We start from the raw sequence: 13,141 nt of genomic DNA, 5'->3' as shown, positions 1-13,141 counted from the left end.
TTGCCTCATCACTTAAATCAAATCCTGAACTAAGCACGGAGACACGTCCGTCGGGCGCGTCCGTGCCCATCTCAGGGAGCCGCTGATGAGACTGAGATCCCTGGGCGTTGCGCTCGCCGCCATGGCGGCGCTGCTCGCCCTGCCCACCGTGCACGCCCCGGCGGCCCAGGCCGCCGACACCCCCCTGTCCCAGGGAAAGACGGCCACCGCCTCCTCCGAGGAGAACGCCGGAACCGTGGCGGCGAACGCGGTCGACGGCAACACCGGGACCCGCTGGTCGTCCGCCTTCACCGACGACCAGTGGCTCCAGGTCGACCTCGGCGCCACCGCCACGGTCTCCCAGGTGGTCCTCAACTGGGAGACCGCCTACGGCAAGGACTACAAGCTCCAGATCTCCGCGAACGGCAGCAGCTGGACCGACCTCACGTCGGTCACCGGCGGGGACGGCGGCACCGACACCCTCGCCGTCTCCGGCCAGGGCCGTTACGTCCGGATGCAGGGCGTGCACCGTGCCACCCAGTACGGCTACTCGCTCTGGGAGTTCCAGGTCTTCGGCACCACGACCGGCACGCCCCCGGTCCAGGGCGGCGGCGACCTCGGCCCGAACGTGATCGTCGTGGACCCCTCCACGCCGAACCTCCAGCAGAAGTTCGACTCCGTCTTCGCCCAGCAGGAGTCGGCCCAGTTCGGCACCGGCCGCTACCAGTTCCTGCTCAAGCCGGGGACCTACAACGGCATCAACGCCCAGATCGGCTTCTACACCTCGATCTCCGGCCTGGGCCTCAACCCCGACGACACCCAGATCAACGGTGACGTCACGGTCGACGCCGGCTGGTTCAACGGCAACGCCACGCAGAACTTCTGGCGTTCGGCGGAGAACCTCGCCATCACCCCGTCGAACGGGACGGATCGCTGGGCCGTGGCTCAGGCGGCCCCCTTCCGTCGTATCCACGTCAAGGGCGGCCTCAACCTGGCCCCGAACGGCTACGGCTGGGCCTCCGGCGGCTACATCGCCGACTCGAAGATCGACGGCACGGTCGGTCCGTACTCCCAGCAGCAGTGGTACACCCGGGACAGCTCGGTCGGCGGCTGGACCAACGGCGTCTGGAACATGACCTTCTCCGGAGTCCAGGGCGCACCCGCGACCAACTTCGACTCCGGTCCGTACACCACGCTGGACACCACCCCGGTCTCGCGCGAGAAGCCGTTCCTGTACCTGGACGGCAGCACCTACAAGGTCTTCGTCCCGGCGAAGCGCACCAACGCCCGGGGCGTCTCCTGGCCGGCCAACGCGGGCACCTCGCTGCCGCTGGACCAGTTCTACGTCGTCAAGCCCGGCGCCACCGCCGCCACCATCAACCAGGCCCTCGCCCAGGGCCTCAACCTGCTCTTCACCCCGGGCATCTACCACCTCGACCAGACGATCAACGTCACCCGCGCCAACACCGTCGTCCTCGGCCTGGGCCTGGCCACCCTGGTCCCGGACAACGGCGTCGACGCCGTGCACGTGGCCGACGTCGACGGCGTGAAGCTCGCCGGGTTCCTCATCGACGCGGGCTCGGTCAACTCCGACACCCTGCTGCGGATCGGCGACCCCGGTTCCAGCGCCGACCACTCCGCCAACCCCACCAGCATGCAGGACGTGTTCGTCCGCGTCGGCGGTGCCGGACCCGGCCTCGCCACCAACTCCGTGGTCGTCAACAGCAACAACGTCATCATCGACCACACCTGGCTCTGGCGCGCCGACCACGGCAGCGGGGTCGGCTGGGACACCAACCGCGCCGACTACGGCCTCCGGGTCAACGGCAACGACGTCCTCGCCACCGGCCTGTTCGTCGAGCACTTCAACAAGTACGACGTCTACTGGAACGGCCAGCGGGGCCGCACCATCTTCTTCCAGAACGAGAAGGCCTACGACGCCCCGAACGCCGCCGCCATCAGCCACGACGGCGTCGTCGGTTACGCGGCCTACAAGGTCGCCGACACCGTGACCAGCCACGAGGCATGGGGACTTGGCAGCTACTGCAACTACACGGCCGACCCGTCGATCGTGCAGTCCAACGGCTTCCAGGTGCCGACCGGCTCGGGCATCAAGATGCACGACCTGCTGGTGATCTCGCTGGGTGGCATGGGCCAGTACGCCCACGTCGTCAACACCACGGGAGCGCCGACCTCGGGGACCAGCACGGTGCCCTCGAAGGTGACGCAGTTCCCGTAGCCGGCTAGGCCGTCGTCCGCCGGGCCGGGCGCCGCAGCAGCAGCCGTCGCGCGGGCCGTTCCACTCCCTCGTAGAGGAGCCAGGACAGGCCCAGCGACACGGCGAACGCGACGATGGTGGCGGCCGCCCCGGCGAGCGGGCCGAAGCGCGGGCGGGCACCGAGCAGGTGGGTGCCCGTCCGCAGCACCAGCAGATGGACCATGTAGAACGCGAACGACAGCTCGCCGAGGCGCACCAGCCACCGGCGCCGCCACAGCGAGGGCAGTCCGCGCAGGTCCGCGAGGGCGGCCGCCGGGATGAGCAGCGCGAAACCCGTGATGGTGCACGCCGTGGCCGCGTACTCGTCGGTGAACTGCGGGACCAGGAAGTAACCGATGATCGCCAGCGCGAGCGAGGCCTCCAGACCGGGGCCGCGCCAGCGGCCGAGCAGCACCAGCCGCGCGGCGGCCGCGCCGAGCACGAACTCGGGCAGCCGGGCCGCCGGGAAGGAGCTGATCGGCTGGTCCCACCAGTGGTGGGCGTCCGTCCAGGCCAGCGCCAGCACCGCGAGCACGGACAGCGCGGCCAGCAGCCTGGTGCCCCGCACGTCCAGCCGGCGCAGCACCAGGGCCAGCAGCGGGAAGGCGGCGTAGAAGAAGGCCTCGCAGGCCAGCGACCAGCTGACCGGGTCCAGCGTCTGCCACCAAGGCCGCCACCAGGAGTGCACCAGGAAGACGTCGGCCAGGCCCTGCGGCAGGGTCGGCCTCGGCTGGCGGGGCAGCGTGAGGGCCATCGTCAGGGCGACGGCGACGGTCACCAGGTGCACCGGATAGACCCGGGCGACGCGCCGCCACCAGAAACGCCCCGCCCGGTCACCCGGCCGCGCGGACCACATCAGCACGAACCCGGACAGCACGAAGAAGAACGACACCCCTGACGCGCCGGCCTCGAACCCCCAGGACATGAAGCGGGCGCCGGTGCCGCCGAAGTAGCGGAAGTTGTGCACGTGCAGTCCGAAGACCAGCAGCGCGGCCAGCCATCTCAGCCCGGTGAGGGACGGCAGCGAGGGGGCGGGGGCGGACGGCTGGGTACGGGAGGAGGGTGGCGCGGCGGCCGGAGAGGTCAGAGGGGCCTTGGTCGCCGTCGTCATCAGGTCACCTGCCGGAGGGTTCGCGCGTGGAGCATGGAACGGAGCGTTGCCCGTTCCACACCTTTCATTCCGGCCTCGTACGAAACATCACACCAACGCCGAGCAGCGGCCTCGGCCAAACGGGCCGTAGCGGCCGGATGGGCGGGTGCGACCCTACCCGGACGGCCGACACGGACCGTGGCCCTCGCGGGGCGCCGCACCCCCCGCCCCGACGCCCTGGCCCGCGCGTTCGCAGGACAGGCGGCGCGCCGAAACGCGGGGGCACGAACGGGTGATGTGGCCCTTCGTCGTGTTGACTCCGCTACGACCGGGACCGCGTGGCGACGGCGCTCGGCCGGTCCGCGGAGGGCGCGACGCGCATCGCCGACGGAGCCGTCGAGGCGCCACGGGTGGGGACCTGTGTGGCGCGACTCCGCTCGGGCGTGGCGCTGGGGCTCGGCGTGGGGCTGCGCGGCGCCGGCGACACCGGGGTGCGGTGCGGGGCCGTGGGGCTGACGGCCGGCGGCGCCAGGGGGACCCGAGGGGACACCGGTGCCGAGGGCGTCGTCAGACGCATCGGCAAAGCCACCAGGAGGGCGACGGCACAGGTCACCCCCGCCCCGGCCGCCGCACGCACCAGCCGGCGGCGGCCCGCGGCGCGCCGGATCTCCTCGTACCGGCCCGGCGGCGGGCCCAGATAGGCGGCCGGCGGCCGCAGCACGACGGTGAGGGGATCGTCGGGGCCGTCGAACTCCGGCTCCTCGTCAAAGCGTGTGGTCAAGGCTTCTCCTCAGATGGCCGCGGAGCAGTTCACGGGCCGCGTGCAGATCGGCCTTGACGGTTCCCTCCTTGCGCCCGGTCAGCTCGGACACCTCCCGGATCGGCATGTCAGCGTAGTAGTGCAGCAGGATCGGGACGCGCAGTCGCTCCGGCAGCGACTGCACCAGCAGCCGTACCGAGGGGTCCGCCTGCTCGGCGTGCGGGCGGGTCGCGGCCTCCGAGCTGACGCGGCGCACGGTCCGGCGCTCGCGTTCCAGCTTGCGCCAGTGGTCCCGGACGAGATTGGCCGCGGTGACATAGAGGAACCCGCGGGGCTCCTCCACCGACGTCCACCGGGCCCACAGCCGGGTGAACGCCTCCGAGGCGATCTCGTGCGCCGTCTCGTCGTCGTCGACCAGGCGGCGGCACCAGCCGGCCAGGCGCGGGTACAGGGCGGCGAAGAGCTCGGACGCCGCCTTGTCACGGGACCGTTTCAACGTTCTCCAGGGTCGAAGGGCTCGTCGGGGACGATGAGGAGGATGCGGAACCGGTTCGGTACGTTCCACCGGTCCCGCATCCGGGTCCGCCGGGTCAGGCTGTCGTGCCGGTCAGCGTGGCGAAGACGATCACGTTGTCGAGGTAGCCGTCGCCGCCCCGCGGGCCGCCGCAGGTGATCAGCCGCAGCTCCGGGCGGTCCACGTCCCCGTACACGTCCTCGGTCGGGAACTCGGCCTTGGCGACCGTACGCACCTCGTCGACGGTGAACACCGCCGACCGGCCGTTCTCCAGACGCGCCACGGCCTGCTCGCCCCGGTGCAGCTCCGCGAGCCGGCGGAAGACGCCGTCACCGTAGGAGCCGACCGTGACATGGCCGAGGATCACCGACGGGCCGACCTGCCCCGGGGTGGGGGAGTGGCGGTACCAGCCGGCCCGGTCGTGCGCGGTGATCGGCGGCACCTGCACCGTGCCGTCGGCCGCCAGACCCAGCCGCAGCAGCGGCGTGTCGACGCCGATCGCCGGGATGCGCAGCCGGACCGGCACGGAACGCCCGAGCGCGGTCGGCGTGGCGGACGGCGAAGGCGCCGGCGGCTCCTCGCGGCGGACGGCGGTGGCCGTCGAGTGGGCCGCCTGCCCCGCGCAGCCCGCCAGCAGCGAGGCCGTCGCGGCGGTGACGAAGGCGCGCCTGGAGAGCGAGGTCATGCCCCGGTCGCCCGGCGGCGACGCACGGCGAAGACCACGGCGCCCGCGGCGAGTGCCGCCGCCGCGCCGCCGCCGATCAGTGCGCTCTCGGTGCCGGAGTCCGAGGACGGCTCCGCGACCCCGGTGTCGGGCGCGCCCTGGGGTACGGCGGCGACCTGGCCCCGGTCCCGGGCGGGCGCGGGGGTGGCGGCCCGGGTGGGCTGGGCGGACCGGGCCTGGGACGGGACGGCGGAGGGTTCCGCGGAGGGGGCGGCGGACGGTGCCACGGTGGGCACCGGGCTCGGGCTGGTGCCGTCGGCGAACGCGGGCACGGTGCCGGCCAGGACGGCGGTGCAGGCGAGTGCCGTGGCGGTCAGGACAGTTCGGCGCATGGAGACGCTCTCTTTCGTCGGCCCGCGTTGGTCAGGGCGGGCTGAGTAACGGATCGAACGGAGAGACGACCCGGCGCCGGGACGGGTTGTAAAGAGATGGCAAAGTCCGCGGACGGATGACGGCCGAGGGGCGGGGTTGTCTGCTTCGGCATCAAACTTGAACGGTTTGTTTTCTTGAATCACTCGTGTTTATGAGGATAGGTTGGCGTCATGACCGCATCCCAGCCCCCGACCACCGCCGACGAGCTGCGCGGTGCCGGCCTGCGGGTGACGGCCGCCCGCGTCGCGCTGCTGGAGACCGTCCGGGGCGGCGACCACCTGGACGTCGAAAGGGTCGCCTCGGGCGTCCGCGAGCGCGTAGGCCACATATCGCTTCAAGCCGTGTACGACGCGCTGCACGCGCTCACCACGGCAGGACTCATACGCCGTATCGAACCGGCCGGCAGCCCGGCCCGGTTCGAGGGGCGCGTCGGCGACAACCACCACCACGTCCTGTGCAGGTCGTGCGGTGCCGTCGCCGATGTCGACTGCGCGGTCGGCGAAGCGCCGTGCCTGACCGCCTCGGACGACCACGGCTTCGCCATCGACGAGGCCGAGGTCATCTACTGGGGCCTGTGCCCCGCCTGTTCCACTGTCAGTAATTAATTCCTGAGTACGTTGATCCGCCCCTTCCGGAAGGATTTCCCCCATGTCTGAGACCCAGGAGAACGCCGCGGGCAAGTGCCCGGTCGCGCACGACCGTGCCCCGCACCCCACGCAGGGCGGCGGCAACCGCCAGTGGTGGCCCGAGGGACTCAACCTGAAGATCCTTGCCAAGAACCCCGCCGTCGCGAACCCGCTCGACGGGGGTTTCGACTACGCCGAGGCGTTCCAGGGCCTTGATCTGGCGGCCGTGAAACGGGACATCGCGGAGGTGCTGACCACCTCGCAGGACTGGTGGCCGGCCGACTTCGGCAACTACGGCCCGCTGATGATCCGGATGGCCTGGCACAGCGCGGGCACCTACCGCATCTCCGACGGCCGCGGCGGCGCCGGCGCCGGCCAGCAGCGCTTCGCCCCGCTCAACAGCTGGCCGGACAACGGCAACCTGGACAAGGCCCGCCGGCTGCTGTGGCCGGTCAAGAAGAAGTACGGCCAGGCCATCTCCTGGGCCGACCTGATGATCCTCACCGGCAATGTGGCCCTGGAGTCGATGGGCTTCGAGACCTTCGGCTTCGGCGGCGGCCGCGTGGACGTCTGGGAGCCGGAGGACGACGTCTACTGGGGCCCCGAGAAGGTCTGGCTGGACGACCAGCGCTACACCGGCGACCGCGACCTGGAGAGCCCGCTCGGCGCCGTCCAGATGGGCCTCATCTACGTCAACCCGGAGGGCCCCAACGGCAACCCGGACCCGATCGCCGCGGCCCGCGACATCCGGGAGACCTTCCGCCGCATGGCGATGAACGACGAGGAGACCGTCGCCCTCATCGCCGGTGGCCACACCTTCGGCAAGACCCACGGCGCCGGCCCCGCGGAGAACGTGGGCGCCGAGCCCGAGGGCGCGCCGATGGAGCAGCAGGGCCTCGGCTGGAAGAGCACCTACGGCACCGGCAAGGGCGGCGACGCGATCACCAGCGGCCTGGAGGTCACCTGGACCACCAAGCCCACCCGGTGGAGCAACGACTTCTTCGACATCCTCTTCGGCTACGAGTGGGAGCTGAGCGAGTCCCCGGCCGGCGCCAAGCAGTGGGTCGCCAAGGACGCCGAGGCGATCATCCCCGACGCGCACGACCCGTCGAAGAAGCGTCTGCCCACGATGCTCACCACCGACCTGTCGCTGCGCTTCGACCCGATCTACGAGTCCATCTCCCGCCGGTTCCACGAGAACCCGCAGGAGTTCGCGGACGCCTTCGCCCGCGCCTGGTTCAAGCTGACCCACCGTGACATGGGCCCGAAGTCCCTGTACCTCGGCCCGGAGGTCCCGGCGGAGACCCTGCTGTGGCAGGACCCGCTGCCGGCGGCCGAGGGCGAGGTCATCGACGCCGCCGACGTCACGGCCCTCAAGGCCAAGCTCCTCGACTCGGGTCTGACGGTCTCGCAGCTGGTCTCCACCGCCTGGGCGTCGGCCTCGACGTTCCGCGGCAGCGACAAGCGCGGCGGTGCCAACGGCGCCCGCATCCGCCTGGAGCCGCAGCGTGGCTGGGAGGCCAACGACCCCGACGAGCTGGCCCAGGTACTGCGCGTCCTGGAGGGCGTCCAGCAGGAGTTCAACTCCGGTGCCAAGAAGGTCTCCCTGGCCGACCTGATCGTCCTCGGCGGTGCCGCCGCCGTGGAGAAGGCCGCCAAGGACGCCGGCGTCGACATCGAGGTGCCCTTCACCGCCGGCCGGGTCGACGCGACCGACGAGCACACGGACGCCGAGTCCTTCGCGGCCCTGGAGCCGACGGCCGACGGCTTCCGGAACTACCTCGGCAAGGGCAACCGCCTGCCGGCCGAGTACCTGCTCCTGGACCGCGCCAACCTGCTCGGCCTGAGCGCCCCCGAACTGACCGTCCTGGTCGGCGGTCTGCGTGTGCTCGGTGCCAACCAGGGTGGGTCGAAGCACGGTGTCCTCACCGAGACCCCGGGTGTGCTGACCAACGACTTCTTCGCCAACCTGCTCGACTACGGCACGGAGTGGAAGTCGACCTCCGAGGACCAGACCACCTTCGAGGGCCGTGACCTCGCCACCGGCGCGGTCAAGTGGACCGGCACTCGTGCCGACCTGGTCTTCGGCTCCAACTCCGAGCTGCGCGCGGTCGCCGAGGTCTACGCGAGCGACGACGCCAAGGAGAAGTTCGTGAAGGACTTCGTCGCCGCCTGGGCGAAGGTCGCCAACGCGGACCGGTTCGACCTGGTCTGATCCCGGCGGGTCCGATCCCGGCGAAGCCCGGCGCACGACGCCCGGGCCGGCCTCACCGGCCGGCCCGGGCGTCTTTGCGTCCGCGTGCACTGCTCCACGTCCGCTTTACGTGCCAACTACCCGTAGTTTGCTGCACATCAGCGGTTCTTTACCTCACCATGACCTCGACTCCCGCTGTTCACGCGACCTTCGCAGACTCTGCACGTCCTGGAGTCGCCCCCCCCGTCCCGACGGTCCGCGGGAGTTCGCGCATGAGTCACGGTCACAGCCACGACCACGGTCATCACCACCACCATCACCACCACACGGACGCCGACGCCTCGTCGCTGCCGCCCGCCCTCGATCTGTCGGTCCCCGACGAGGAGCTGACGCCCGGTCAGCTCTCCCGCCGCTCGATGCTGCGCCGCACCGGTCTGCTCGGCGCGGGCCTCGCGGCCGGCAGCGTCCTCGCCGGCGCGGGTCAGGCCGCGGCCTCGGTCTCCTCCTCCCACTCCCGGAGCGGCCGCTCCGGCGACTTCCTGTGGCTGGCAGGCGACCACCACATCCACACCCAGTACAGCTCGGACGCCAAGTACCGGGTCGTCGACCACGTCCGGCAGGCCAACGCGCACGGCCTGGACTGGATGGTCATCACCGACCACGGCAGCGAGCAGCACGCCAAGATCGGTGTCGAGAAGGTCAACCCGGACATCCTCGCGGCCCGTGACGAGATCGACGACACGCTGGTCTTCCAGGGACTGGAGTGGAACATCCCGGCCGCCGAGCACGGCACCGTCTTCGTCCACCCCGGCAAGAACGAGGTCGCCGTCCTCAAGGAGTTCGAGAACTCCTTCGACGGTTCGGTCAAGGGAGCCTCCGCCAACACCCCGGCCAACGAGGCGCTGGCCATCTCCGGCCTGAACTTCCTCGCCGAGCAGGTGCAGCGCCGCAAGGTCAAGGACGCCCTTTTCCTCGCCAACCACCCGGCGCGCAAGGGCATCGACTCCCCGCACGAGATCCGTGCCTGGCGCGACGCCCAGCCGTCGATCGCCGTCGGCATGGAGGGCGCCCCCGGCCACCAGGCGGGCGGCCTGCCCAAGCCGAACGGCCCCGGCTCCGCGCGAGGCATCTACGACAACAGCCCGAGCGCGGACTCCTTCGGCGGCTACCCGCTGGAGAGCTACCGCACCTGGGGCGGCTTCGACTGGATGACCGCCACCGTCGGCGGCCTCTGGGACAGCCTGCTCGCCGAGGGCAAGCCCTGGTGGATCACCGCCAACTCCGACTCCCACAACGTGTACGCCGACACCGCGGTGCGCGGCCCCAACAGCGACTTCAACGCCAACGGCCGTTACAACGACCCGGTCTACGGCGGCAGTGTCAGTCTCACCGACACCGACTTCTGGCCCGGCCAGTACTCCCGCACCCACGTCGGCGCGGCTTCCTTCTCCTACAAGTCGGTCATGGACGGCATCCGGGCCGGCCGGGTCTGGGTCGACCACGGCGGCCTGATCAGCGGCCTCAACGCCCAGCTGCGCTCCGGCTCCCACGCGGTCACCCTCGGCGGCGTGCTCCAGGTCCGCAAGGGCAGCCAGGTCGACCTGGTCGTCGAGATCAGCCTCGCCAACGGCCCCAACTGGGCGCAGTTCGTGCCGGTCCTGGCCCGCGTCGACGTCATCCAGGGCGCCGTCACCGGCAAGGCGAGCGACAAGGACACCTTCGCCGCGCCCGCCACCAGGGTCGTGAAGTCCTTCGAGGTCGACAAGGCCACCGGCGCCGTCCGGCTGACGTACTCCCTCGGCCGCCTCGACAAGCCGGTCTACGTCCGGCTGCGCGGCACCGACGGAAACCGCTCGGCGGTCGGCATCAACGGGCCCGCCGTGGACCCGGCGGGCCCGGCCATCGACGTCCTCGGGGACGCCGACCCGTGGAAGGACCTGTGGTTCTACTCCAACCCGATGTGGGTCCTGCCCGCATGACCTCCCCGCACCGCGCCGCCGGCGTCCATCCCGTCATCGGGGTGGACGCCGGTACGGCGACCCTGCGCGAGGCGGACCATCTGATCCACGAGCTGCTGGGCCGACTGGCGCTCCCGGAGGGCGTGTTCGCCTGCACCCACCTGCACCGCACCGACCAGCGCCGGGGTACGACGGTGTCGCTGGCCGTCCCGGACCCGGGCGCGGTGTGGCAGGAGCTGCTGACGGCGTTGCCCGAGGGTACGGGCGTGGCCCTGGCCGACCGCACCCACGGCCCGGACGACGCGGTGGACAGCGCCCGCCGGGCGGCCGCCGCACCCCGCACCTCCGGCCGGGCGGTCGTCTATCCGGGCGTGCGGCACCTCACCGGCACGGTCACCGCGGGCACGATCCTCGACCGCACCGCCGTCGAACGCCTGGTGGTGCTCGGCGCACCGGCCGCCGAACTCCCGCCCGCCACGCGGATCCTGACGCAGGACCACGTACGCCCGGAGTGGCGCGACGGCGTCCTCACCCTGGCCCTGGTCCCCGCGGCTGGAGGCCTGCTGGCCCCCTTCGAGGTCCCCAACCCCACCCCGTGCTGCGCGGACCACCCCTGACGCGCGGGTTATCCCTTAGTGACATGGCCTGGTCAAATCTGTCAGGCTTCGGACTCGCACCACTCGTAACGCGTGACCTGTGGCCGCTCCCCGGCACACCCCTGCCGGCCAAGTGGTCACCGAGCAGACCGGTATCCCGGTCGCCGCAAAGGAGTTTCGTGTGAGATCGACCCCCCACAAGGCCTTCGTCACCAGTGCGTTGGCCGTCGCGGCGCTGGCCGCGGCCCTGCTCCCCGGCAGCACCGCGTCGGCCGCCGAGGAGGCGGCCTGCACCCCGACCCAGGTGCTCACCAATGGCGGCTTCGAGAGCGGCACTTCGCCCTGGACGCAGTCGTCGACCAGCGTGATCACCAGCCGCACCGGGCAGAGCGCCCACGGCGGCACGAGCTTCGCCTGGCTCGACGGCGTCGGCGGCACGCACACCGACACGCTCACCCAGAGCGTCACGATCCCGTCCGGGTGCAGCAGCGCCACCCTCACCTTCTGGCTGCACATCGACACCGCCGAGACGACCTCGTCCACCGCGTACGACAAACTCACGGCGAAGATCGGCAGCACGACCCTGGCGACGTACTCGAACCTGAACAAGGCCACCGGCTACGTCCAGAAGTCGTTGGACGTGTCGGCGTTCGCCGGGCAGACCGTGAGCCTCGCCTTCACCGGTACCGAGGACTCCAGCCTCCAGACGAGCTTCGTCCTGGACGACATCGCCCTCAACACCTCCGGCGACACCACCCCGCCGGCCGACTCGACGCGCACGCCGGCCGCCCCGTCGTACACCGTCAGTCTCAGCAGCAACACCGCCGGTACCGTCTGGACCGGACACGAGAGCACGACCTTCACCAACGCCTCGGCCACCCCGCTCACCGAGGTGTACCTGAGGCTGTGGGACAACTACCACGGCACCTGCTCCGCACCGCCGATCACGGTCACCAACGTCACCGGCGGCACCGCGGGCGCCCTCTCGGTGGCCTGCACGGCCCTCCAGATCGCGCTGCCGACCCCGCTGGCGCAGGGCCAGTCGACCACGATCGGCTTCGACCTGGGGATCACCGTCCCGAGCGGCGCCGACCGGTTCGGCCACGACGGTGCCTTCAACATGATCGGCAACGCGCTGCCGGTCCTCGCGGTCAAGGACGGCTCGGGCTGGCACCTGGACCCGTACACGAACAACGGCGAGTCCTTCTACTCCCTGGCCGCCGACTTCAAGGTGACCCTCGACCACCCGACCACCCTGCTGGTCCCGGCCACCGGCACCTCGGTCGACACCCCCGGCACCAGCGGACGCACGGTCACCACGGCCACCGCGTCCAAGGTCCGCGACTTCGCGTGGGCGGCGGGCCCGTTCACCAAGATCTCGGGTACCTCGTCGGCGGGCACCCCGATCAACATCTACTCGGTCTCGGGCATCAGTTCGTCCAGCGCGCAGTCCATGCTCACCACCGCGAAGACCGCGGTCGACGCCCACGCCGGCCGCTTCGGCGCCTACCCGTACGGCGAGTTGGACGCCGTCATCGACAACAACTTCTGGTTCGGTGGCATGGAGTACCCCGGCTTCGTCCTCGACCTGGTCAGCACCACGGCGCTCACCCATGAGATCGGCCACCAGTGGTTCTACGGCATCGTCGGCGACGACGAGTACAACAGCCCCTGGCTGGACGAGGCGTTCACCGACTACGCCACCGACCTGGCCCTGGGCAGCACCGGCACGAACTGCTGGAACAGCGTCTCCTGGGCCTCGTCCGCGGAGAACATCACCAACTCGATGGCCTACTGGGACGCCCACTCGTCCCGCTACTCCACCGTCGTCTACGGCTACGGCAAGTGCGCCCTGCACGATCTGCGCCGCACCCTGGGTGACACCGCGATGGCCAAACTCCTGAAGGACTACGCCACTTCGCACTGGTACGGCGTCTCGACCACGGCCGAGTTCAAGGCCGCCGCACAGGCCGCCACGACCACGGACCTGACGTCGTTCTGGACCACCCACCGCATCATCGGCTGACGCACCCCGTCCCGTGAGCCCGGGCGTGGCACGGCCGTCGGTCAA

The 13,141-nt window shown here is 71.0% G+C and carries 11 protein-coding genes; 6 read left to right on the top strand and 5 right to left on the bottom strand.

All coding sequences use genetic code 11. The annotated features are described in order from the left end of the window. Window positions 1-85: 85 nt before the first annotated feature. Window positions 86-2,218 carry a discoidin domain-containing protein gene (locus ABZ642_RS07225; protein ID WP_360478473.1) on the top strand — a complete coding sequence of 711 codons (2,133 nt, stop codon included), beginning with the start codon at window positions 86-88 and terminating at the stop codon, window positions 2,216-2,218. A 4-nt stretch (window positions 2,219-2,222) separates the two neighbouring features. Here ABZ642_RS07225 and ABZ642_RS07220 read toward each other — a convergent pair whose 3' ends face one another. The 5 genes from ABZ642_RS07220 to ABZ642_RS07200 form a co-directional block, all read right to left on the bottom strand. Then, window positions 2,223-3,347 (bottom strand): acyltransferase, encoded by a 1,125-nt coding sequence (locus ABZ642_RS07220; protein WP_360478470.1) that lies wholly within the window; start codon window positions 3,345-3,347, stop codon window positions 2,223-2,225. Between the two features lie 301 nt (window positions 3,348-3,648). Next, the gene (locus ABZ642_RS07215) at window positions 3,649-4,107 is read right to left on the bottom strand and encodes a hypothetical protein (RefSeq protein ID WP_360478467.1); all 459 of its coding nucleotides are present in this window, start codon (window positions 4,105-4,107) and stop codon (window positions 3,649-3,651) included. Next, a complete protein-coding gene (locus tag ABZ642_RS07210; RefSeq protein ID WP_360478464.1) occupies window positions 4,091-4,582 on the bottom strand; it encodes an RNA polymerase sigma factor in 492 nt (163 codons plus the stop codon). The genes ABZ642_RS07215 and ABZ642_RS07210 overlap by 17 nt, the downstream gene beginning before the upstream one ends. 94 nt (window positions 4,583-4,676) lie before the next feature. Continuing rightward, on the bottom strand, window positions 4,677-5,285 hold the full coding sequence (locus ABZ642_RS07205; protein WP_360478461.1) for a class F sortase: 609 nt from the start codon (window positions 5,283-5,285) through the stop codon (window positions 4,677-4,679). Next, a complete protein-coding gene (locus tag ABZ642_RS07200; protein ID WP_360478458.1) occupies window positions 5,282-5,656 on the bottom strand; it encodes a sortase-dependent protein in 375 nt (124 codons plus the stop codon). Before ABZ642_RS07200 ends, ABZ642_RS07205 begins: the two co-directional genes overlap by 4 nt. Before the next feature lie 210 nt (window positions 5,657-5,866). Here ABZ642_RS07200 and ABZ642_RS07195 point away from each other — a divergent pair, with 210 nt between their 5' ends. The 5 genes from ABZ642_RS07195 to ABZ642_RS07175 all read left to right on the top strand — a co-directional run bounded on the left by ABZ642_RS07195 (window position 5,867) and on the right by ABZ642_RS07175 (window position 13,096). Then, entirely contained in the window at window positions 5,867-6,301 is a 435-nt protein-coding gene (locus tag ABZ642_RS07195) for a Fur family transcriptional regulator (RefSeq protein WP_360478455.1), read from the top strand. Window positions 6,302-6,344: 43 nt separating this feature from the next. Further along, window positions 6,345-8,537 (top strand): catalase/peroxidase HPI, encoded by a 2,193-nt coding sequence (gene katG, locus ABZ642_RS07190; protein WP_360478452.1) that lies wholly within the window; start codon window positions 6,345-6,347, stop codon window positions 8,535-8,537. A 251-nt stretch (window positions 8,538-8,788) separates the two neighbouring features. Then, window positions 8,789-10,495, top strand: coding sequence for a PHP domain-containing protein (locus ABZ642_RS07185; RefSeq protein WP_360478449.1), 1,707 nt, complete (start codon window positions 8,789-8,791; stop codon window positions 10,493-10,495). Then, the gene (locus ABZ642_RS07180) at window positions 10,492-11,091 is read left to right on the top strand and encodes a hypothetical protein (RefSeq protein WP_360478446.1); all 600 of its coding nucleotides are present in this window, start codon (window positions 10,492-10,494) and stop codon (window positions 11,089-11,091) included. The genes ABZ642_RS07185 and ABZ642_RS07180 overlap by 4 nt, the downstream gene beginning before the upstream one ends. Window positions 11,092-11,251: 160 nt before the next feature. Further along, on the top strand, window positions 11,252-13,096 hold the full coding sequence (locus ABZ642_RS07175; protein ID WP_360478443.1) for a M1 family aminopeptidase: 1,845 nt from the start codon (window positions 11,252-11,254) through the stop codon (window positions 13,094-13,096). Window positions 13,097-13,141: the final 45 nt, after the last annotated feature.

The organism is Streptomyces sp. NPDC007157 (genome assembly GCF_040634235.1).
Classification (GTDB): Bacteria; Actinomycetota; Actinomycetes; order Streptomycetales; family Streptomycetaceae; genus Streptomyces.
The sequence above is the reverse complement of the archived record's forward strand: the minus strand, read 5'-3'. Positions and strand labels throughout refer to the sequence as shown.